Annotated in this window: 22 protein-coding genes; 8 read left to right on the top strand and 14 right to left on the bottom strand. The window is 64.6% G+C overall.

The genetic code is table 11. The features are described from left to right. Nucleotides 1-13: 13 nt before the first annotated feature. The gene (locus tag ACFQU0_RS12530; RefSeq protein WP_382201239.1) at nucleotides 14-2,689 is read right to left on the bottom strand and encodes a bifunctional acetate--CoA ligase family protein/GNAT family N-acetyltransferase; all 2,676 of its coding nucleotides are present in this window, start codon (nucleotides 2,687-2,689) and stop codon (nucleotides 14-16) included. Continuing rightward, a complete protein-coding gene (locus ACFQU0_RS12535; RefSeq protein WP_382201241.1) occupies nucleotides 2,686-3,282 on the bottom strand; it encodes a DUF502 domain-containing protein in 597 nt (198 codons plus the stop codon). Before ACFQU0_RS12535 ends, ACFQU0_RS12530 begins: the two co-directional genes overlap by 4 nt. 141 nt (nucleotides 3,283-3,423) lie before the next feature. Between ACFQU0_RS12535 and ACFQU0_RS12540 the strand changes: the two genes are divergently transcribed. Further along, on the top strand, nucleotides 3,424-3,759 hold the full coding sequence (locus tag ACFQU0_RS12540) for a hypothetical protein (RefSeq protein WP_382201243.1): 336 nt from the start codon (nucleotides 3,424-3,426) through the stop codon (nucleotides 3,757-3,759). Here ACFQU0_RS12540 and rsmI read toward each other — a convergent pair whose 3' ends face one another. Further along, nucleotides 3,760-4,689, bottom strand: coding sequence for a 16S rRNA (cytidine(1402)-2'-O)-methyltransferase (gene rsmI, locus ACFQU0_RS12545; protein WP_382201400.1), 930 nt, complete (start codon nucleotides 4,687-4,689; stop codon nucleotides 3,760-3,762). It lies immediately after the preceding gene. On the opposite strand from rsmI, the gene ACFQU0_RS12550 reads away from it, so the two are divergent. From ACFQU0_RS12550 to ACFQU0_RS12570, 5 genes are all read left to right on the top strand, one after another. Beyond that, on the top strand, nucleotides 4,689-5,111 hold the full coding sequence (locus ACFQU0_RS12550) for a YraN family protein (RefSeq protein ID WP_382201245.1): 423 nt from the start codon (nucleotides 4,689-4,691) through the stop codon (nucleotides 5,109-5,111). The genes rsmI and ACFQU0_RS12550 overlap by 1 nt on opposite strands. Before the next feature lie 40 nt (nucleotides 5,112-5,151). Continuing rightward, on the top strand, nucleotides 5,152-5,442 hold the full coding sequence (locus tag ACFQU0_RS12555; RefSeq protein WP_382201246.1) for a nucleotidyltransferase family protein: 291 nt from the start codon (nucleotides 5,152-5,154) through the stop codon (nucleotides 5,440-5,442). After that, on the top strand, nucleotides 5,439-5,807 hold the full coding sequence (locus ACFQU0_RS12560; protein ID WP_382201248.1) for a HepT-like ribonuclease domain-containing protein: 369 nt from the start codon (nucleotides 5,439-5,441) through the stop codon (nucleotides 5,805-5,807). Before ACFQU0_RS12555 ends, ACFQU0_RS12560 begins: the two co-directional genes overlap by 4 nt. Nucleotides 5,808-5,876: 69 nt before the next feature. Continuing rightward, a complete protein-coding gene (locus tag ACFQU0_RS12565; RefSeq protein ID WP_382201250.1) occupies nucleotides 5,877-6,485 on the top strand; it encodes an SIS domain-containing protein in 609 nt (202 codons plus the stop codon). Next, on the top strand, nucleotides 6,482-7,132 hold the full coding sequence (locus tag ACFQU0_RS12570) for a BON domain-containing protein (RefSeq protein WP_382201252.1): 651 nt from the start codon (nucleotides 6,482-6,484) through the stop codon (nucleotides 7,130-7,132). Before ACFQU0_RS12565 ends, ACFQU0_RS12570 begins: the two co-directional genes overlap by 4 nt. A 439-nt stretch (nucleotides 7,133-7,571) precedes the next feature. Here ACFQU0_RS12570 and ACFQU0_RS12575 read toward each other — a convergent pair whose 3' ends face one another. The 7 genes from ACFQU0_RS12575 to ACFQU0_RS12605 form a co-directional block, all read right to left on the bottom strand. Next, nucleotides 7,572-8,486 carry an NAD(P)-dependent oxidoreductase gene (locus tag ACFQU0_RS12575; RefSeq protein ID WP_382201262.1) on the bottom strand — a complete coding sequence of 305 codons (915 nt, stop codon included), beginning with the start codon at nucleotides 8,484-8,486 and terminating at the stop codon, nucleotides 7,572-7,574. Nucleotides 8,487-8,529: 43 nt separating this feature from the next. Continuing rightward, nucleotides 8,530-8,955 (bottom strand): type IV pilus modification PilV family protein, encoded by a 426-nt coding sequence (locus ACFQU0_RS12580; RefSeq protein ID WP_382201265.1) that lies wholly within the window; start codon nucleotides 8,953-8,955, stop codon nucleotides 8,530-8,532. Further along, nucleotides 8,956-9,609 carry a hypothetical protein gene (locus ACFQU0_RS12585; protein ID WP_382201267.1) on the bottom strand — a complete coding sequence of 218 codons (654 nt, stop codon included), beginning with the start codon at nucleotides 9,607-9,609 and terminating at the stop codon, nucleotides 8,956-8,958. 509 nt (nucleotides 9,610-10,118) lie between these two features. Continuing rightward, nucleotides 10,119-12,269 carry a hypothetical protein gene (locus ACFQU0_RS12590; RefSeq protein WP_382201269.1) on the bottom strand — a complete coding sequence of 717 codons (2,151 nt, stop codon included), beginning with the start codon at nucleotides 12,267-12,269 and terminating at the stop codon, nucleotides 10,119-10,121. Nucleotides 12,270-12,351: 82 nt separating this feature from the next. After that, entirely contained in the window at nucleotides 12,352-13,536 is a 1,185-nt protein-coding gene (locus tag ACFQU0_RS12595; RefSeq protein WP_382201271.1) for a pilus assembly PilX family protein, read from the bottom strand. A 9-nt stretch (nucleotides 13,537-13,545) separates the two neighbouring features. After that, nucleotides 13,546-14,301, bottom strand: coding sequence for a PulJ/GspJ family protein (locus ACFQU0_RS12600; RefSeq protein WP_382201273.1), 756 nt, complete (start codon nucleotides 14,299-14,301; stop codon nucleotides 13,546-13,548). Further along, entirely contained in the window at nucleotides 14,295-15,077 is a 783-nt protein-coding gene (locus ACFQU0_RS12605) for a pilus assembly FimT family protein (RefSeq protein ID WP_382201275.1), read from the bottom strand. Before ACFQU0_RS12605 ends, ACFQU0_RS12600 begins: the two co-directional genes overlap by 7 nt. Nucleotides 15,078-15,299: 222 nt before the next feature. Between ACFQU0_RS12605 and ACFQU0_RS12610 the strand changes: the two genes are divergently transcribed. Further along, nucleotides 15,300-15,761 (top strand): type IV pilin protein, encoded by a 462-nt coding sequence (locus ACFQU0_RS12610; protein WP_382201277.1) that lies wholly within the window; start codon nucleotides 15,300-15,302, stop codon nucleotides 15,759-15,761. An 18-nt stretch (nucleotides 15,762-15,779) separates the two neighbouring features. On the opposite strand, the gene ACFQU0_RS12615 is transcribed toward ACFQU0_RS12610, so the two are convergent. Next, the gene (locus tag ACFQU0_RS12615) at nucleotides 15,780-16,916 is read right to left on the bottom strand and encodes a PilT/PilU family type 4a pilus ATPase (RefSeq protein WP_382201280.1); all 1,137 of its coding nucleotides are present in this window, start codon (nucleotides 16,914-16,916) and stop codon (nucleotides 15,780-15,782) included. A 120-nt stretch (nucleotides 16,917-17,036) separates the two neighbouring features. Continuing rightward, nucleotides 17,037-18,080, bottom strand: coding sequence for a type IV pilus twitching motility protein PilT (locus ACFQU0_RS12620; protein ID WP_382201282.1), 1,044 nt, complete (start codon nucleotides 18,078-18,080; stop codon nucleotides 17,037-17,039). A 42-nt stretch (nucleotides 18,081-18,122) separates the two neighbouring features. Here ACFQU0_RS12620 and ACFQU0_RS12625 point away from each other — a divergent pair, with 42 nt between their 5' ends. Then, on the top strand, nucleotides 18,123-18,821 hold the full coding sequence (locus ACFQU0_RS12625; protein WP_382201284.1) for a YggS family pyridoxal phosphate-dependent enzyme: 699 nt from the start codon (nucleotides 18,123-18,125) through the stop codon (nucleotides 18,819-18,821). A gap of 10 nt (nucleotides 18,822-18,831) precedes the next feature. On the opposite strand, the gene ACFQU0_RS12630 is transcribed toward ACFQU0_RS12625, so the two are convergent. Continuing rightward, nucleotides 18,832-19,401: a DUF3617 domain-containing protein gene (locus ACFQU0_RS12630; RefSeq protein WP_382201286.1), complete on the bottom strand. Its 570-nt coding sequence runs from the start codon at nucleotides 19,399-19,401 to the stop codon at nucleotides 18,832-18,834. A 48-nt stretch (nucleotides 19,402-19,449) separates the two neighbouring features. Then, entirely contained in the window at nucleotides 19,450-19,911 is a 462-nt protein-coding gene (locus tag ACFQU0_RS12635; RefSeq protein WP_382201288.1) for an Lrp/AsnC ligand binding domain-containing protein, read from the bottom strand. Nucleotides 19,912-19,942: the final 31 nt, after the last annotated feature.

The following is a 19,942-nucleotide window of genomic DNA, read 5'->3' on the forward strand; positions in this document are numbered from 1 at the left end:
CTCCGTTCGCCGCTCAGGGTTCCTGGGCGCCTGTGGTGTGCAGCGGCAGTTCGATGTGGACCAGCCCCGGGTCGTCGTCCGACGGCGACTCGGCAAAACCCAGGCGCTTGGCCAGCAGCCGCATGCGGCTGTTCTCCTTGAGCACCGTGCCCACGATACGGCGCGTGCCGTGGGCGCGCAAGGTGCGAACCAGCTTGTCCATCAGCATGTGGCCCAGACCACCGCCCTTGATGTCGGAACGCACGATGACGTCGAACTCGGCGCTGTCGTTGTCTGGGTCGATGCCGGCACGCACGGTGCCCAGGGTCTCGTGCCCACCGTCGGGCAACTCGCCTTCGGCGATGAAGGCCACCTCGCGGGCGTAGTCGATCTGGGTCAGCCGCGCCAGCTCGGAATGTTCGATGGTGCGGCGGCTGTAGAACACGCGCAGGCGCACGTCTTCGGGCGAGAGCTTTTCGATGAAGGCGCGGTGCTGCAACTCGTCTTCAGGACGGATGGGGCGCAGCAGCAGTTCACGACCCAGGTGGGTGATGCGCTCTTCCTGCTCCACCGGGTAAGGGCGGATGGCGAAGTTGGCCGCGCCCGCCGGGCGCTGGGCGCTCAGGCGCACCCGCGCATCCAGCGCCACCGCGCCGTCGGCGTTCACCACCAGCGGGTTGATGTCGAGTTCGGCGATTTCGGGCACGTCGGCCAACAGTTGCGAGATGGCCACCAGCACGCGCTCGATGGCGGCCATGTCAGCGGCGGGCTGGTCGCGGTAACCGCGCAGCAGCTTGGCCACACGCGTGCGGGCAATCAGTGCCTGCGCCAGCGGGCCGTTGAGCGGCGGCAGCGCCAGCGCACGGTCGGCCACCACCTCCACCGACACGCCGCCCTGCCCGAACAGGATGACAGGGCCAAACAGCGGGTCGACGCTGGCGCCCACAATCAGCTCATGCGACTGGCGCAGTTTGACCATGGGCTGCACGGTGAAACCGTCCACCAACGCGCCGGGTCGCTCGGCGGCCACGCGGGCCAGCATGGCGCGGGCGGCCTCGCGCACTTCGTCGGCATTCGCCAGGTTCAGGCGCACGCCGCCCACGTCGGACTTGTGCGAGATCTGGTGCGACAGGATTTTGATGACCACCGGAAACCCCACCGCCTGGGCCGCGCGCACGGCGGCTTCCGCGTCGGCGGCAGCGATGTGGGTGGGCACCACCGGCAGGCCAGCGGCGTGCAGCAAGGCCTTGGCCTCGGGTTCGCTCAGCAGCTCGCGCCCGCTGCCCAGCACGTCGTTCACGATGGCGCGGATGGCGGCCAGATCGGCCACCGGGCCCAGCGGCGCTGACGATGGCGTTTGCAGCAGCTCTTCCTGATGACGGCGGTAGGCTTGCAGAAAGCTGAAGGCGCGCACGGCTTCTTCGGGCGTGTCGTAGTCGGGCACGCCGGCACCGCGGAAGATGGCACGCGCCTCGTTCACCGCATCAAAGCCCAGCCAGCAGCCCATGAGGCGCGAGGGCTTGAGCGTGGCCAGTGGCAGCAGGGCACGTGCGATGTCGGTGCTGGGCACGATGGCGGTGGGTGCCTGCACAAACAGGATGGCGCTATGGCGGTCTTCGCGCAGGGCGGTGAGCGCATCCACATAACGTTGGCCAGGCGCGTCGCCAATGATGTCCACCGGGTTGCCCCGCGACCAGTTGGCGGGCAGCACCGCATCCAGCCTGGCCAGCATGGCCTCGTCGAGTTCGGTCAGCTCCACACCCGCGTGCGCGGCGGCGTCGGCCGCCATCACACCGGCGCCGCCGCCGTTGGTGAGGATGACCATGCGCTCGCTCTTGTTGTCGCGAAAGCGCGCCAGCAGCTCGGCCGCCAGGAAGAGGTGCTGCAAGGTGAACACGCGCAGCATGCCGGCGCGCGAGATGGCGGCGTCGAACACGTCGTCGGACCCCGCCAGCGCGCCGGTGTGCGAGGCCGCCGCCTTCTGGCCTTGGGCCGAGCGCCCGGCCTTGACCACAATGACCGGCTTGTTGCGTGCCGCCGCACGCGCGGCCGACATGAACTTGCGCGGCGCCTCGATGCTCTCGATGTAGAGCAGGATGGCGCGGGTGCGCGGGTCGCTGCCGAGGTAGTCCAGCATGTCGCCAAAGTCCACGTCGGCGTGTTCACCCAGCGAGACAAAGTGCGAGAAACCGATGCCACGCGAGCCGGCCCAGTCGAGCATGGCCGTCACCAGCGCGCCCGACTGCGACACAAAGGCGATGTCGCCCTTTTGTGCGCCGATGTGGGCAAAACTGGCGTTCAAGCCCCAGTGGGGCACGAGCATGCCGATGCAGTTGGGCCCCAGGATGCGCAGGGTGTGGCGGCGCGCGGCGTCGAGCATGCGCTGCTTTTGTGCCTTATCGAGCCCGGCCGTTACCACCACGGCGGCACGGGTGCCCAGGCGACCGAGTTCCTCGATGAGACCGGGCACGGTGGCCGCGGGCGTGCAGATCACGGCCAGGTCGGGCACGGCGGGCAGCGCGGCCGCATTGGGATAGACGGGCACGCCATCGATCTCGCGGCGTTTGGGGTTGACGCCCAGCAGCTGGCCGCTGAATTCCGCGCGCAGGTTGCGCCAGATGGTGGCGCCCACGCTGCCGGGGCGCTCGGACGCCCCGAACACGGCCACGGTGTTGGGGGCAAACAAGGCGTCGAGGTTGCGGATGCTCATGTGGGTTTTCCTTGTTTCAAGGCCATCCAGGCGATCAGCGACTGGCGCATGGCTTCTTCGACCGACATATCCATGGGCGTGACCCACGCGCGCGGCACAAACACGGTGTAGCCGCCGATCATGTAGCCCATGGGCAAATACACCGCCACCCGGTCGCCGCGCAGCAGGCCATCGGGCAGGTCGTCCAGCGACTGCCGCGTGACCATGCCCACGATCTCCAACGGGTGGTCGGGCAAACGCAGCGCCACCACCTGCTGCGGGCTTTGTTCGTGGCTGGGCGAAAAGTAGTCGGCAAAACTCTTGAGCGAGGAGTAAATGCTCTTGACCACCGGCAGGTTGGTGAAGGGGAATTCGAACAAGGTGAGCAGCCGGCCCATGAAGGGCTGCGACACCACAAAACCCAGCACCAGAATGGCCAACACGCCCAGCACCAGGCCCATGCCGGGCAGGTAGAAATCGCCCACCATCGGGCGGATGACCCACATGGCCAACGCCTCGGACCAGGCCAGGAAGATGTAGAGCAGGTAGAGGGTCACGCCCACCGGCAGGATGGTGACCAGGCCACGAAGAAAGTACTGGGACAGGCGTTTCATGGGGGCTCCAGGGAACATTGAGCATAGCAGCGGGTCATGACATGACGGGCGGTCCTTGAGAAGGCGCTTTTCGCCCACAATTGCATTCCCCGTGTTGCACATTCCGTGCCCTTTTGACGCGCCGCTGAGGCGCCGGACTTGATGAACGATTTATTCAACGCGCTGGGCCGCCTGTTCAGCGCCGTGCTGGGCCTGATCTTCTGGCTGTTTGCTGCCGCGCTGGGCCTGCTGCTGGCGGGCGTGGTGGCCGTGCTGCTGCTGGTCGGCGTGGTGTGGGCCTTGCTGCGCGGGCGCCGCCCGGTGCGGCCGGTGTACGTACACCAGTTCCAGACCTACGCCCGCGAACGCGTGTGGCCCGGTCGCCGTGGTGCCACCCCAGCCACCACCGATGAAGTGGTGGACGTGCAGGTGCGCGAGGTGCACGACAACACGGGCGGACACAGCCTGCCGCCGGCCACACCCGCCACCGACCGCTGATCAGTCGTCGTCTTCGCCGGCCTGCTGACGCCGCGCCAGCGCCGCTTGGTACACCGCGTTGCGGGGCGTGCCGGTGATCTCGGCACACAGCCGCACGGCGGTTTTCAGGGGCAGTTCCTGCAACAGCAAATCCAGGGCACGCGTTGTGGCAGGGGGCAAGGCGGCCTCGGTGTGCTCACCGGCGGCCACGGGCGGGTGCAGCAAGAGGGCAAATTCGCCTCGACCATGCGAGGCATCGGCCGACAGCCACGCGGCCAAGCCCTCACACGGCAAATGCACCACCTGTTCAAACTGTTTGGTCAGCTCGCGCCCCACGGTCAGGCGGCGCTCGCCCAGCGCTGCCAGGTCTTTGGCCAGTGAGGCCATGCGGTGCGGCGCCTCCAGCAACACGCTGGCCAATGGCTGTTGGGCGAGCTGATCCAACGCCCGCTGCCGGTCCGCCCCTTTGGCGGGCAAAAAGCCCACAAAAGCAAACCGCCCCTCGCCCTCGGTGAGGCCGGCCACGCTGAGCAAGGTGGTCACGCTGCTGGCGCCCGGCACCGGCACACAACGAAAACCTTGTGCCTGCGCCTCGGCGCACAGGCGCGCGCCAGGGTCGCTCACACCGGGCGTGCCGGCGTCGCTGACGAAGGCCACGCGCTCGCCCCGGCGCAGGCGTTCAAGCACCTGTTGGGCGGCCTCGCGTTCGTTGTGCTGGTGCAAGGCGAGCAAGGGCTTGTGCAGGCCAAAGGCTTGCAACAGCCCGGCGGTGTGGCGCGTGTCTTCACAGGCGATGGCGTCCACCAGGCCCAGCACATGCAGGGCGCGCAGGCTCAGGTCGGCCAGGTTGCCGATGGGTGTGGCCACCATGTAGACGCTGGCCTGCGGATAATGCTGGGCACCGGCAGCGGCCTCGGCGGCACTGCGGGCAGGGAGGAAGGCGGCAGACAATGGCATGGCCCCGGTTCAAGACAAAAAACAACGGCCCCAGCACCAAGGCGGTGGGCGACGCCGCCGAAGACGCGGCGCTGGCGCATCTGCAAGCGGCTGGTTTGCGGCTGGTGGCGCGCAACTTCCGCACGCCCGGACGGGGCGGCGGCGAGATCGATTTGATTATGCGCGAGCGCGACGGCACGCTGGTGTTTGTGGAGATGCGCCGGCGCGCGAGCAGCACACATGGCGGCGCAGCCGCCAGCGTGGGCGCCACCAAGCAGCGCCGCATCGTGTTTGCCGCGCGGCACTACCTGCTGCGCCTGGGCCAGGTGCCGCCCTGCCGGTTTGACGTGGTGCTGGTGCAGGGCGATGCAAACGGTCACCAGGCTTTACCGTCGCTTGACTGGATACGCGCCGCGTTTGACGCCGACGCTGCATAGAATCGGTTTCCAAGTGAAAACCACCACTTAGACTACCGCCATGCGCCCCTCCGAAGCACTGACCCGGCACCGCCTGCAAATACGCGAAATCGCGCTGCGCCACCGTGTGGCTGGCGTGAGTGTGTTTGGCTCGGCCGTCCACGGCGACGACACAGAAGGCAGCGACCTGGATGTGCTGGTGGACCCCACCGAGGCGACCACCTTGTTGGACATTGGGGCCATCCGCCATGAATTGAAGGCACTGCTCGGCATGGACGTGGACGTGTTGACGCCCGCAGCATTGCCAGGCAAGTTTCGTGAACAAGTGCTGCGTGAGGCGGTTCGCTTGTGACGCGCGCTCGGCCCTTGCGCACACCCGACTACCTGTCCCACATTGCTGAGGCCATCGCCCTCATCCAAACCTATACCGCTGGCATGGACGCCAGCGACTTCCTGGGCGACCGCAAGACGCAAGACGCCGTGATTCGCAATCTGGAGATCATTGGCGAGGCGTGCCGCAACGTGCTCAAGCACGACCCGGCGTTTGCGCAGCTTCACACGCAGGTGCCCTGGGGGTTTGCGTACGAAATGCGCAATGCGCTCGCCCACGGTTACTTCACGGTGGACCTGCCTATCGTCTGGACAACCGTCACACACGATCTGCCCACACTGGGTGTTCAAGTGCAGGCGCTGCTGGCGCTCTTTCAGGCCCCATAGCCGCCACCGCTATCATTCAAGCCTTTGCGGCAGCGCAGCAGCGCACACCCCACCGCACACCACCCCAACATGCTTTCCCAACGCATACAACAGCACTTCATCGACAGCGCCGATCTCAACTACCAATGCGCCCAGTTGCTGGCCGCCCCGGTGGAGGCGGCCGTCCATGCGCTGCTGGCCTGTGTGACCAGCGGCGGCAAGGTGCTGGCCTGTGGCCTGGGCGGCTCAGCCGCGGCGGCGCAGTACTTCACCGCCAGTTTTGTGGGCCGCTTCGAACGCGACCGCCCCGAACTCGCCGCCACCGCGCTCAGCGCCGACACCACGGTGCTGACCGCACTGGCCCAGGGTTTTGAGCCGCGGGCGGTGTTTGCCCGCCAGGTGCGCGCCATGGGCCAGACCGGCGACCTGTTGCTGGTGTTGGCCGTGGGCAGCAATGGCGAATCGCTGCGCGACGCCGTGAGTGCCGCCCACGAACGCGACATGACCGTGGTGGCCATCACCGGCCCACGCCCCGGCCCCATGGGCGCCTTGCTCAAAGACACCGACGTGCTGGTCAGCGTGCCACACGACCGCCTGGCACGCGCCCAGGAAGTGCAGTTGCTCACCTTGCACTGCCTGTTTGATGGCGTCGATGCACAACTGTTGGGCGACAGCCCGGAACCGGAGACCTCCGCATGAGCCTGAAATTTCCTTTTCGTTCTGTGTTGACCGCCACCCTGCTGGGTGCGGCCCTGAGCGCCTGCGCCCCCCTGCTGGTGGGCGGTGCCGTGGGCACCGGTGTGTTGGTGGCCACCGACCGCCGCACCTCGGGCGCACAGTTGGAAGACCAGGGCATTGAACTGCGCGCGGCCAACCGCCTGCGCGATCAGATCGGCACCCGCGCCCGCATCAGCGTGACCAGCTACAACCGCCGTGTGCTGCTGACCGGCGAAGTGGCCAACGCCCGCGACAAAGCCTTGGCCGAAGAAATCGTCTCGCAGGTGGACAACGTGCAAAGCCTGGTGAACGAGCTGTCCATCACCGCCAGCCCCACGCTGACCCAGCAAGCCAACGACACCCTGACCACCGGCAAGGTCAAAGCCGGCCTGGTGGACGCCAAAGACCTGTCGGCCAGCGCCTTCAAGGTCATCACGGAACGCGGCTCGGTGTACCTCATGGGCCGGGTGACACAACGCGAAGCCGACAAAGCCACCGAAGTGGCCCGCAACATCACCGGTGTGTCGCGTGTGGTGCGCGTGCTGGAAATCATCAGCGACGACGAGCTGCGCCGCATCCAGGCGGCCGCAGCCACACAGGCGCCGGTGGAAAACCGACCCCTGCAGTAAGGTTATTTGGGCTTGGCCGCTGGGGCCACAGTCTGAACCACAGGCCAGGATCAGGGCGGGTCCGCCACGCCTCCCGGAGTTCGGTCGATGTCGTTCGCATCGACCGGCTCCCGTGGCAGCCCGCCTGTATCCCTGCTGCTTCTTGTGGCACTCTGCGGTGCCTCACTTTTTCTCCCTGAGCTTCTTGTGATTTCGGTCGCTCTGTGGCGCCTTCCGTTTCCTTCCCCCTGACGTCCCAACCCCAACTCCCTGCTTTTCTGGGCTTGCCCGGTCACGCGCTGTTGTTGTGTCCACTCCCTGTGTGCGCTGTGTCGGTCTGCCGTTTTTTGGTGCTTCTTGTTCTTGCTCCCTTGGGCTCAACTGTAGGTGTTTTAGTTAAATCAAACGCCCACATCTGTGACATTTGAGTGTGTTCACGCCATGTCGGCCCGCGAGGCGCTCACTTCAAGCGTTTGATCAGACTGGACGTGTCCCAGCGGTGGCCGCCCATGCGCTGCACGTCGGCATAAAACTGGTCCACCAGCGCCGTGACCGGCAGGCGCGAACCGTTGCGCTTGGCCTCGTCCAGCACCAGACCCAGGTCTTTGCGCATCCAGTCCACGGCAAAACCGAAGTCGAACTTGTCGGCCACCATGGTCTTGCCCCGGTTGTCCATCTGCCAGCTCTGGGCCGCGCCCTTGCCAATCACGTCCAGCACCTGGTTCATGTCCAGGCCAGCGTTCTGGCCAAAGGCCACCGCCTCGCTCAGGCCTTGCACCAAGCCGGCAATACAGATCTGGTTGACCATCTTGGTGAGCTGGCCTGCACCGCTGGCACCCATGAGGGTGAACGCACGCGAGAACGCCATGGCCACCGGCTTGACCGCGTCAAACGCGGCGGCGTCGCCACCACACATCACCGTGAGCGCGCCATTGACCGCCCCGGCCTGACCGCCCGACACAGGGGCATCCACAAACTGCAGGCCCAGGTTGCGCGCGGCGGTGTACAGCTCGCGCGCCACATCGGCCGAGGCCGTGGTGTGGTCCACCAACACCGCGCCCGGCTTCATGCCCGCAAGCGCGCCGTTGGCGCCCAGCACCACCGAGCGCAAATCGTTGTCGTTGCCCACGCAGCAAAACACGATATCGGCGCCGACGGCGGCCTCGCGCGGCGTGGCGGCACTGATGGCACGGCCGGTGGGGCCGAACTCGGCCACAAACGCCTGGGCTTTGGCGGCCGAGCGGTTGTAGACGGTGACACGGTGTCCGGCCGACACCAAGTGCCCGGCCATGGGGTGGCCCATGACGCCGAGGCCCAGGAAGGCGACGGATTGGGAAGGGGTGGGATCGTAGGTTTTGGAGGAGATGGTGCTCATACCTGAAATGTATCGGGAATGTTTACCGCCTCCACCACATCAGTCAGCCTGGCGCATGGGGCGTGGGCCGCGACACCACCGTGCCCAGCACCACGTCCTGCGGTCGGCCCGAGCGGTCGTTCCAACGCACCACCACGCTGACCGTCTTGTAGGGCAAGTGCTCGCCAGCCACCACCGTCTGGGTGAGTGCATAGGCGGTGCCTGCGGCGTCGGTTTGGGTGTCGGCTTGTGGCAGGCTGTCCACCTGGTCGTAAACGGTGCGCGCCTGCATTCGGAGCGCTTCAAGCTGCTGGGTGGCCACCAGCAGGGCATGCTCGCGCTGCCGGGCCGTCTCGCCATTGAGCCACAGCAGGCTTTGCACGCCCGACAACGAGAGCGCACTCAACCCCAGGATCAGGAGCGCCACCAAGGCCTCCACCAAAGCCACCCCCCTGTGGGCCAATCGCCGTGAACCCGTGGGCTTGTCCATTCAGTTCACCCTGCTTCCAACCGGCACCGGCTCGAACCAGCCTGCGGAGGCGGCCAGGCGGTCCAGCACCTGGGGCGCCCACTCGATGGCGGGTGAACCGGTCACGGTGATCGGGCCGTCGGCCACGATGGCGCCCCTGACATGGGATTCGCCCTCATCAGAAGCCCCCCACACCACCGAACGTGCCAACAAGAGGCCGGTCAGAGACACCCGGGGGCCGAGGCGCACGTCACCCTCCACCCACAAGAGCACCGGGTGTTCGTCGCTGCCCAGCGTCAATGCCGACGCCAAGGTCAGATCGCCATCCACCCATATGACCGCGTGCCCGCTTTGCACCACACGCTGGAGCTGTTCGCTGCAGTCGGCTTCGCACGCGAGGCGCCATGCCACATCTCGCAGCGCAGCCTTGCCGACACCCAGCAGCTTGTCGCGCGGCAACAGGGCGCTGGCCACCTCCGACGCGGCAGACCCCGGTTGGGTGGCGGCATCAGGCACCGTGGGCGTCCAGTAAACCCCCATGGCGTAGCCCCCCCAGGCCAGCCCGTGGTTGGCGGATGGCGACGGCAACGTGATGGGGCCACCAGCGGTCAACGCCACGTCAGGGCGTTGGCCCAACAACGACACAAACCGAAGCCGGGTTTTGAGAGCAGACAAGGCCACCCCCTCTGACGCCGAACACCCGCCGGGAGCGTTCCGCTCGGAGGGCACCGAACAGCCGGTGACGGCCACATCCCACAGGGCCAACGCGTCGGTCTGAGCCACTGCCCGATTGACTGGCGACACAGCCACCTGAAACCCCACACCCAGGCGGGCCTGATCGCCGCCGTGTGGCGCAGCACAATCACAAGACAACCCACCCTGCTCGGTCCATTCGCATGCCGCCTTCCAAGGCGTTTGCCCGCTGGGCGCGCACACACGGCCAGCGGGCTTGGGGCCATTCAGAGTGGCGAGCGACCAAGCCAGCCCGCCCGACGCGGCATGGGCGGCTCGGGCGGCATGGTACGTGTTCGTGGCGGCGCGCTGCTCTGCGATCTGGGGGCGGTTCAAGAAAATGACGGCGACAGATGACAACAGAACCAACATCATTGCAATCGGAATAAACAAGCCGCCAAGACTACCGTCTCTCCGAATACGTTCGCGATGAATTGTCCTCACGGGGAAACTCAAAAGCTTCCGTGAGATGGATAGCAATTCGTTGAGGAAACAACCCCGGTTTTTGGCGTTCCCTCATTGACACCTTTGTTGTTCTTTTGCGTAATTGTGTAGCCTATACCTTCAGCAATCGCACCAATTTTGCAAGTGAAATTCTTTGAACCATTGGAATTCTGCGTGCATGCAATTGAAGTCGCACCGTACGTTATGGTGGCCGAATAATTATTCTTTGCAAGCGCGACACTCGCCTCCAACGGCTTGCACTCCGTCACTGGCGGGGGCGTAGAACTGCTGCTACAAGTCGCACCAGTCGGCGTCGAAGCCCAACCCGACGCCCCACAAGCATACGTAGCCTGACCGGTTAGGCCAGAAGTAGAGGAATTCGCGACCATCGATTGGCCGTTATTTGCCACAGAGATCGTCCCTTGGCATGTGTTTGCACCCACCGTCCAAGTTTTAGTTTCAGAACCACACGTTCCCCCTGAACTGCCCAGCGCAAACGACTTGCGCACAAAATCCAACGGCGTGCTCAACGGAGACAGGCCGGAATAGCTGCCCGGGGTGAAGGTGTAGCCACTCAACAAAGGCGTGAGCGAGGTGGTCACGTTTTCAGGAAAACCACACACGTAGCCGCCACCGAAGTTGCCATACGCCCCCATGGCCCGGCACGGCGCGTAATAGGGCGAGCTGGAGCCGAACACGATCTGATTGCCATTGATGACGATGCCGGTGTTCTGGTTGATGAAACCACTGACCTTGGTATACGAATAGCAGTCGCTGGTGGTGAAATCTTCGTTGGCCGGGATGGCCGGCAAGGTGTTGGTGTAGGCCTTGTCGTTGGTGCAGTACACCTTGTGCGGATTGCGGAAGAAGTAGTTAGTGAAAAGCGAGGACGCCACGCTGGACTGGCCTGCGCTGGCGTTGTCGATGGCCGTGCCCAAGGCTTCGATGCGGTCGGCACACAGGCCGGCCGATTTGTCCATCACAAAATAGTGGTGGCCACCGGGCACCCAGCCCCGGGTGCCATTGGGGCTGTCGTTGGCCCAGCAGCCCGAGGCGTCGTCACTGGAGCACACGCTGCCGATGGCGGCCGTGCCGTCGGTGGCGCCACGCACACCTTCCCACACCCATTCGCCCGCCGTGGCACCGGCCTTGCGCCCCACGTATTGGCGCCCCGAAGACTCCAGCAAATCCGTCAATTCATCCACCGGTTGCATGGCGGGGTAGCCCACACACACTTTTTCATCGACGTTGCCAGTGAGCACCGAGATGGAGCGTCGCCACCCATCACCCACCACACAGGCGTACTGCACGTAGGCCATGGTGTTGCTGCCACCGTCTGTGATGGTGGGAGGCACGGTGGCCGTGGGTGTGGCCGGGTTGTAGGCCGGGTAGTACACACGGCACATGGCGTTGCCCTCAATGCGGAGCAGCAGTTTGCTGAATTCGGCCGCTGTGCGCGCACCATCGAACATGATGTTGCCGCTGATGGTGGCGAACTTCAGGCTGCTGCCATCCTCCGACACCAGGGCCGGCCCGCCTGCAGGGGGGGTGATCGCCACCACCACACCGTCTTTGGTGATGATGTTGAAACCAGAAGGCATGGGCTGGGGAGCGTCCGCACCAGAAGGCGGGGTGTAGGCGCTGACCAGCTTGCCCTTGCCGTCGGCGGGTGCGTTGGCAATGCTGTTCTGGGCGGCCAGGCGCGGGTCGCTTTTGGCCAGCAGTGAGACCAGACGCACCGGGGCGTCGGCGTCCGAGGTGTCGCAGGCGGTGCCCTGGGCCACCGCCGAGACGATCACACGAACGATGTCGGGCACGGCTGCGCCACCGTGCTGCAAGGCCTGGACGGACCAGCAACGGTTCACGCTGACGGAGGATTGGCCGACAAAACCGGGGGAGTCAAAGGCCACCACGTCGTTGCCGCCGGCGATAGCGGTGAAGGGGGTGTTGCGCAACTCCTCCAGCTTGGCCTGCGCGGCCAACATGCCGGCCGAATTCACACGCCCACCGGCGCTGGCACCCAGGATGGTGGCGTTGAACCACAACACGCCGACCACAGCGGCCATGACCACACCGAGGGCCAGCATCGCCTCAATGAGCGCGATGCCCGACATCCGCGTTCGCAGTGGGGTGGGTTGGGACGGTTTGTTGCGGATCATGTGATCACCTCACGGGACTGGGGCAAATGAACGAGGCCATGGGCAGAGCAGCCGCGCTCCAGGGCGCTCTGTCGGTTTCAGGTCAGGGGGTCACCGGTGCAGCGGTGGCCGGCAGCGTGAGTTCACGCCAGGAGCCCACGCGCACGGTGGTGGTCTTGCCGGTCTGGTTGGCCAGCAGGGTGGCGGGATCGATGGTGGTGGGGTTAGGCCGCAAGTCGGCGTTGTAGTACACCGACGCGTTACCCTTCATGTTGACCGCCCCTTCCGAGACGAGCGAACCCATGATCTTGTTGGTGCCCACCGAAAAGTCGGTGCTTTTGGTGTAGACCACGCCCCAGATGACAACGTTGCCCTTCAACTGGAGGTTGCCGTCCACAAACAGGATGACGGGTTTGGTCGGACTGCCCAGTTCGCCGTTGTTGAAGGTGAGGTCGCCCGGCACATAAATCAGCTGGTTGTTGCCCGCATTGGGCACACCGCTGGTCTGGCCATAGGTGTAGGCCTTGGTCTTGAAGTCGGCCTGCGTCATGCCACCGCTGGCGAAATCCTGGAACAGCTGCTCGCTGCCCATGTTGGCCAGGGTGCTGTCGCTGGCAGCGTAGTTTTCCTGGCCCATGGGCACGTTGCCGCCTTCGATGATGGAGCCGCCTGCGCGCACCAGGGTGCCAGAGATGATGCCGCTCTTGTTGCCCGGCGTGGCCAGGCTGGAACACAGCGGCGCCGATCCCGTGAGGTTGCAGTTGGCCACCTCGGGTGTACCTTGAAAGTCCACGTTGTTGCGGGTCACCACGGGTGCGAGTCCGCCGGAGTTGGGCAGGCTGGCCGCCGACATGCCCCAGTTCCAGGCCGAAGTCAGGTCGATGGTGGATTCGATGACACGGACCGCATCGCCATCGGGCGAGTAGCCCCAGGAGCGCACCTTGTCGAGTTTGGTGATGATCTCGAAAGGGATCTCATCGCATGGGGTGGGGCCAAAATCGAGCACAAAGCTGTGGGTGGCCTTGGTGGTGTTCGAACACAGGTAAGTGCGGTCCAACGCGTTGCCTTGCAAGCCTGCCAACAGGTAGTCAATGCCCGCCTGCGCCGCCTGCATGGCCTGGCGGCCGCGTTTGTCGTTGGCGGTCATGCGCGACTCGATGGACGTGGTGCCCACCATGGAGTACATGCCCAGCGCCACCGCCACCAGAATCAGCATGGTGATCACGAGGGTGACGGCACCCCGCTGACGGCCACGTGGCACGGCCCGATTGGAGGACAGGGGGTTCATCATGGGCTCCTACTGAAAAACGGCGTCGTTGCGGACCTTGACGGTGTCCGAAAAGGAAAACTGCTGGAAGCCCCCGGTGGCCACCCTGGCATCGCCAGACAGCACCACGTTGAGCAGCGTCATTTCGATTTTTTCCGTCGGGGCAGCACCACAGCGCCCCGCGGCTTCCACGTCGGCCACGTAGAGGTCGAGGCAACGTGTGTCGGTGGCCGCCACCTGCAACCTGAAATTCTGCAGACCCGAATCGGCCGAATCGACAATGGGTATCCACCGGTTCGGGTCGTCCACCGCACACTGGCCGGCGGACGAGGCGTAACCATAGGTCGTCAGGTTGGTCGTGTCGCGCTTGCCTGGCCACCACATTTCGAGCACGCCGTTGCGCACCCGGTAGCCAGCGGGCACCGTGACCACGACGTCCACCACATCGCTCTGGTCCACGTTGGTGTTGAACACCACGCAGTCGCCAATCTCTGGCACGGCGGCGCCAGGGTCGCAACCGCTGGCGGCATTGAGGCACACCAATTCAACCGATGACGCGCCCACGGGGCTCACCGCACGCCGCAAATCTTGCGTCACAACCTGAAATATCGCGCGCACTTCCTGGTTGAGCCGGGCCGAGCGCAACAGGTAGTCGTTCTGCTGGACAAACACGGACCAGGCCACCAGCAGGCCCACCACCACAATCGCCCCGACACTCAGGCCGACCATCAGCTCGATCAGGGTCACGCCCCCCTGTCGGGCACGGGCAAAACTGCGGTTCAACATGCGTTGACCCCCCCAATCATGGCGCCAGAGGTGGAGCACAAGGTGGTGCGCCCGATCACGTTGACGGACACCCTGACGTTCCGGGTGGTCTGCGTGGAGGTCAGGTTGTAGGACACGGTTGGTGTGAGCAAATCGTCTCGCACGCCCCGGGTTGGCTCAAACACAATGCGCTCGGTGGTGTTGGTGGCATCCGACTCCAGCAAGCGGACACCGGGATAGGAGGCGCTGCTGGTGACCGCCATGACCCGGTCGTTCAGGTCATCGGGCTTGGCAAACGAACAACTCCCGGCATCGGCCACCCCCAGGGCGGCGTTGCTGCAGTCGCACCCCGCACGGTCGGTGATGCCAAAACACCAGTTGTTGGCGTCTGCAAACCGAAACTCCAGCGCCACCGGGCGGTTGAGCAACACACTCAACGACCGCGCCTGCTGCAGCTGGTCCTTGAGCTCCACGCCGGCATTGGTCACACGGCGCCGGTCAATCGTGTCGCGGAAAGAGGGCGCTGCCAGGATCAGCAGGGTGGCCAAAATCGCCAGCGCGATCATCAACTCGATCATGGTAAACCCCGCCACACGCCGTTGGCGCCACAGGCAGGCCTGCCTCCCCGCCACGTGGGCAGGCAATGCAAATCCGATGGGAGAGGTGACAGCCAAAATCGAGCCCCGGTGAAACAACACGACTGCCAACCCCAGGCGAACCCCACACCGATTCGGCCAAGACACTGGCAACTTTGTACGGGAGAAATTTAACTGTTTATGACATTGATGCACCCCCATTCATCAACCAATGTCAACCGGTCGTCCCGTTGGATGCGGTTTTCAGGCGGCTTCATGGGCCAACCCCCGCGTCTTAAATGACAAAATGCGCCAACGCCCCTTCTTGCAAGTCAAAAAATGCAAAACAACCACCCTCTGGACCTTGTGGTCGCCGCCGGGCAACGGGACACAGATGAGGCGTCGGCCAGCCGCCCGTTGCGGCCTTCTCAAGAGGATTTGGCCATGCGCAACAGCCGAGGATTCACGCTGATCGAAATCATGATCGTCATCGCCGTCATTGGCATATTGGTGGTTGTCGCTTTCCCAAGCTTCCGGCAAATCCTGATCCGCTCCGATCGATCCGACGCGCGCAACGGCTTGCTGGAGCTGCAGCTGGCGCAAGAGCGTTTTCGCACCACCAACGGAAGTTACGCGAGCACCCCAGACAGCCTGCAGACCAAGCTGCCCAAGGTGGGGAGTGACTACTTTTCAGAGCGCCAGTTCTACCAGGTGCAAATCGACGCAGGCACGGCCAACCGCGCTGGCTACCGTGCATCGGCCACGGCCGTCAGCACAGGCAAACAGAACGCCGACTCGACCGCTGCGTGCAAAAAGATCGCGATCCTGGTGAGCTTCACCGGGGTTCAGAAAGGCCACCTCGACCCTGTGAGTGGCAACTTTGTCCAATCCACCGAGTGCTGGTGATGCGCCAGCGACGGTGGCTCAGACGATCGTCAGGTGCTCTGTCCCGGCCGCCAGGTCCATGCTCTTGGCGCGCTGGCTGTTGAGCTTGATGTGCAGGCGCAGGTCGTTGGCCGAGTCGGCGTTGCGGATGGCCTCGTCGTAGCTGATGAGGTTGTTTTCGAAGGCGTCGTAGAGCGCCTGGTCGAAGGTCTGCATGCCGATGTTGCGGCTCTTCTTCATCACCTCCTTGATTTCGGTCAGCTCGCCCTTGAGCACCAGATCGGCGATCAGCGGGCTGTTGAGCATGACTTCGATCACGGCCGTGCGGCCCTTGCCATCCTGTTTGGGGATGAGGCGCTGCGAAATGAAGGCGCGGGTGTTGAGTGACAAGTCCATCAGCAGTTGCTGACGCTTCTCCTCGGGGAAGAAGTTGACGATGCGGTCAAACGCCTGGTTGGAGTTGTTGGCATGCAGCGTGGCCAAGCAGAGGTGGCCGGTCTCGGCAAACTGAATGGCGTGCTCCATGGTTTCGCGGTCGCGAATTTCGCCCATCAGGATCACGTCGGGCGCCTGACGCAAGGTGTTCTTGAGCGCGATTTCCCAGCCTTCGGTGTCCACGCCCACCTCACGCTGGGTGACGATGCAGTTTTTGTGCGGGTGCACAAACTCCACCGGGTCTTCCACCGTGATGATGTGGCCATAGCTGTTGTCGTTGCGCCAGTCCACCATGGCCGCCAAGGAGGTGGACTTGCCTGAACCGGTGGCGCCCACAAAAATGCACAGGCCACGCTTGGTCATGGCCACGTCTTTGAGGATGGGCGGCAGCGCCAGACCATCGAGTGTGGGAATGGTGTTGGGAATGGTGCGCAAAACAAGTCCAACCTTGCCCATCTGCACCAGAGCGTTGACGCGAAAACGACCGATGCCACCCGGCGCGATGGCGAAGTTGCATTCTTTGGTGCGCTCGAATTCGGCCGCCTGCTTGTCGCTCATGATGGAACGCGCCAGCGCCTGGGTGTGCACCCCGGTCAACGGCTGGGGCGAAACCTTGGTGATCTTACCGTCCACCTTGATGGCGGGCGGGAATTCGGCCGTCAGAAACAGGTCGCTGCCGTTGCGGCTGACCATGAGCTTGAGCAGGTCGTTGATGAACTTGGTGGCTTGATCGCGTTCCATTGTGTGGTGTCCTTGTGGTCAGCAGCGGCAGGGCCGGCCGCAGCGCAGGGCCGCCCCAAGCAAGGCCAGCCCCCTTGGGGGGGCAGCGACCCGCGAAGCGGCGGAGCGTGGGGGCCATGTTCACCCAGGAAAGTTCTCAGGAATCTTGGCCTTGCCGCGCGCCTCGCCGGCGCTGATGACGTTGCGGCGAACCAGCTCGGTCAGGTTCTGGTCCAGCGTCATCATGCCGGCGGCGTTGCCGGTCTGGATGGCCGAATACATCTGCGCCACCTTGGCCTCGCGGATGAGGTTGCGGATGGCAGGTGTGCCAATCATGATCTCGTGCGCCGCCACGCGGCCCTGACCGTCCTTGGTCTTGCACAGCGTCTGCGAGATGACGGCCTGCAGCGATTCGGACAACATCGCCCGCACCATCTCTTTTTCCTCGGCGGGGAACACGTCGATGATGCGGTCGATGGTTTTGGCGGCACTCGACGTGTGCAGGGTGCCGAACACCAGGTGGCCGGTTTCGGCGGCCGTCATGGCCAGGCGGATGGTCTCCAGGTCGCGCATTTCGCCCACCAGGATGGCGTCCGGGTCTTCGCGCAGCGCTGACTTGAGCGCGGCCGCGAAGCTCAGCGTCATCTGCCCCACTTCGCGCTGGTTGATCAGGCACTTCTTGGATTCGTGCACGAATTCGATCGGGTCTTCCACCGTGAGGATGTGGCCGTACTCGTTTTCGTTGAGGTAGTTCACCATGGCCGCCAGCGTGGTGGACTTGCCCGAACCCGTGGGCCCGGTCACCAGCACCAGCCCACGAGGTTTGAGCGCCAGGTCGGCAAAAATCTTGGGCGCGTTGAGCTGTTCCAGCGTCAGGATCTTGCTCGGAATGGTGCGGAACACCGCCGCCGCACCCCGGTTCTGGTTGAAGGCGTTGACGCGAAAACGCGCCAGGCCATCGATCTCGAACGAGAAGTCCACTTCGAGGAATTCCTCGTAGTGTTTGCGCTGGGTGTCGTTCATGATGTCGTACACCATGGCATGCACCTGCTTGTGGTCGAGGGCATCCACGTTGATGCGCCGCACGTCGCCGTGCACCCGTATCATCGGCGGCAAGCCGGCCGAGAGGTGCAGGTCCGACGCCTTGTTCTTGACGCTGAACGCGAGCAGTTGGGTGATGTCCATTCCCTAGGGCCCCATCCTCAAATTGTTTTTGACAATCCCATTATGACCACGATTGGCGACAATCTCCAAAGCCAGCGCGCACGGCTGTGGCGTGCGTGCGAACAAGCCGGGCGGCCGCCTGATGCGGTGCGGCTGTTGGCGGTGAGCAAGACCTTCGGGCCCAACGCCGTGCGGGATGCACTGGCGGCCGGTCAACTCGCTTTCGGCGAGAACTACGTGCAAGAGGGGGTGGACAAGATCGCTGCGGTGGGTGCTGTGCCGGGCATCGAATGGCACTGCATCGGCCCCCTACAAAGCAACAAGACGCGCCCCGTGGCCGAACACTTCGACTGGGTGCAATCCGTGGACCGGTTCAAAATTGCCCAGCGCCTGAGCGAGCAACGCCCCACACACCTGGCACCCCTGCAGGTGTGCATCCAGGTCAACGTGGATGGCGGAGCCAACAAATCCGGCGTCACCCCGGCCGAACTGCCCGCGTTGGCCAGCGCCGTGGCCGCCTTGCCGCGCCTTAAGCTGCGCGGGCTCATGGCCATTCCCGAGCCCGCCCCCGATGCCGAGTCGGCGCGAGCGGTGTTTGCCCACGTGCGCGTGCTGTTCGAGGCGCTCAACACACATGGTTTGGGCCTGGACACACTGTCCATGGGCATGAGCGACGACCTGGAACCCGCCGTGGCCGCCGGCAGCACGATGGTGCGGGTGGGGCGGGGGGTGTTTGGCGCGCGAAGCTACGCCACGGCCTGACGCGGCCCCGTCACTTTTTCGGCCCAGGCCCTTGCATGGGCTTGACGTTGCCGCAGTCGGCCGCAAGCCACTTGCCCTGGCCTTCCATCGTCATGTTTTGTGGCTTGCCCTGGTGCTGGCTGGTCATCACCATCTTCATGTTGTAAGCCGTGTCGCCCATGAAGGTGTAGGTGCCTTCGCCGCTGGAGGGCGGGTTGGTGCAAACGAACTTCATCTTCATGGTGTTGCCGCTGCGCGAAGTGACGGTGGTGGTGCAGTCGCCTTCGGTTTGTTTGGGCATGTCGTTGCGCGCGGCCATCTCGGGGGTGATGCAAATCTTCATGGCCATGCCACCGCCCGCGCCCACGGTGGGCATGGCGCCGCCCTGTTTGGCCATCATGTCCTGCATCATCTTGCGCTGCTCGGGCGGCATGGCCGCCAGCTGCTTTTGCATCTCGGCCATGGCCTTGTCCATCTCGGGGTTGCCGCCCATTTTGTGCTGGATTTCCCACAGGCCGGGTTTGGTGCTTTGGGCCCAGGCGGCGCCGCTGGCCAGCAGCAGGGCCAAACCGGCCACGGCGATGGGGCGTGATGTGTTCATGCGCAGTTCCTCACAGTTCGACAGAGCCCCATTCTCGCGTTCGACAGGTCAAAACGCCAGCCGCGTGCTGTTTTTTACCTCCTCCATCACCGCGTAGGTGCGGGTTTCGCGCACGCCGGGCAGCTGCCACAACACGGTGCCAGCAAAGTCGCGGTAGGCGGCCATGTCGGCCACGCGGGTCTTGAGCAGGTAGTCAAAGCCGCCGGCCACCATGTGGCATTCCATGATTTCGTCGCGCACCTGCACCGCCGCCTTGAACTGCTCGAACACGTTGGGCGTGGTGCGGTCCAGCAGCACCTCCACAAACACCAGCATGCCCCGGCCCAGCTTGAGCGGATCCAACCGCGCCTCGTAACCCAGGATGTAGCCCTCGCGCGCCAGCCGCTGGGTGCGGGCCAGCACCGCCGTGGGCGACAGCGCCACGGCCTCGGCCAGCTTGAGGTTGCTGATGCGCCCGTCCTGCTGCAGCAGGTGCAGGATGCGGCGGTCGGTGCGGTCCAGGTCTTCCATTTTTTAACTACATCATGGCCATTTTTTGGTG

It is taken from the genome of Hydrogenophaga defluvii, from assembly GCF_042665235.1.
Taxonomy (GTDB): Bacteria; Pseudomonadota; Gammaproteobacteria; order Burkholderiales; family Burkholderiaceae_C; genus Hydrogenophaga; species Hydrogenophaga defluvii_A.

Bases quoted from the DNA above. Each gene is read 5' to 3' on its own strand.
- ACFQU0_RS12530 (WP_382201239.1), bottom strand. From the start codon at position 2,689: ATGAGCATCCGCAACCTCGACGCCTTGTTTGCCCCCAACACCGTGGCC.
- ACFQU0_RS12590 (WP_382201269.1), bottom strand. From the start codon at position 12,269: ATGATCCGCAACAAACCGTCCCAACCCACCCCACTGCGAACGCGGATG.
- ACFQU0_RS12630 (WP_382201286.1), bottom strand. From the start codon at position 19,401: ATGAACACATCACGCCCCATCGCCGTGGCCGGTTTGGCCCTGCTGCTG.
- ACFQU0_RS12600 (WP_382201273.1), bottom strand. From the start codon at position 14,301: ATGTTGAACCGCAGTTTTGCCCGTGCCCGACAGGGGGGCGTGACCCTG.
- ACFQU0_RS12595 (WP_382201271.1), bottom strand. From the start codon at position 13,536: ATGAACCCCCTGTCCTCCAATCGGGCCGTGCCACGTGGCCGTCAGCGG.
- ACFQU0_RS12615 (WP_382201280.1), bottom strand. From the start codon at position 16,916: ATGGAACGCGATCAAGCCACCAAGTTCATCAACGACCTGCTCAAGCTC.
- ACFQU0_RS12575 (WP_382201262.1), bottom strand. From the start codon at position 8,486: ATGAGCACCATCTCCTCCAAAACCTACGATCCCACCCCTTCCCAATCC.
- ACFQU0_RS12550 (WP_382201245.1), top strand. From the start codon at position 4,689: ATGGCATGGCCCCGGTTCAAGACAAAAAACAACGGCCCCAGCACCAAG.
- ACFQU0_RS12535 (WP_382201241.1), bottom strand. From the start codon at position 3,282: ATGAAACGCCTGTCCCAGTACTTTCTTCGTGGCCTGGTCACCATCCTG.
- ACFQU0_RS12620 (WP_382201282.1), bottom strand. From the start codon at position 18,080: ATGGACATCACCCAACTGCTCGCGTTCAGCGTCAAGAACAAGGCGTCG.
- ACFQU0_RS12580 (WP_382201265.1), bottom strand. From the start codon at position 8,955: ATGGACAAGCCCACGGGTTCACGGCGATTGGCCCACAGGGGGGTGGCT.
- ACFQU0_RS12570 (WP_382201252.1), top strand. From the start codon at position 6,482: ATGAGCCTGAAATTTCCTTTTCGTTCTGTGTTGACCGCCACCCTGCTG.
- ACFQU0_RS12565 (WP_382201250.1), top strand. From the start codon at position 5,877: ATGCTTTCCCAACGCATACAACAGCACTTCATCGACAGCGCCGATCTC.
- ACFQU0_RS12625 (WP_382201284.1), top strand. From the start codon at position 18,123: ATGACCACGATTGGCGACAATCTCCAAAGCCAGCGCGCACGGCTGTGG.
- ACFQU0_RS12635 (WP_382201288.1), bottom strand. From the start codon at position 19,911: ATGGAAGACCTGGACCGCACCGACCGCCGCATCCTGCACCTGCTGCAG.
- ACFQU0_RS12555 (WP_382201246.1), top strand. From the start codon at position 5,152: ATGCGCCCCTCCGAAGCACTGACCCGGCACCGCCTGCAAATACGCGAA.
- ACFQU0_RS12605 (WP_382201275.1), bottom strand. From the start codon at position 15,077: ATGGGGGTGCATCAATGTCATAAACAGTTAAATTTCTCCCGTACAAAG.
- ACFQU0_RS12540 (WP_382201243.1), top strand. From the start codon at position 3,424: ATGAACGATTTATTCAACGCGCTGGGCCGCCTGTTCAGCGCCGTGCTG.
- ACFQU0_RS12610 (WP_382201277.1), top strand. From the start codon at position 15,300: ATGCGCAACAGCCGAGGATTCACGCTGATCGAAATCATGATCGTCATC.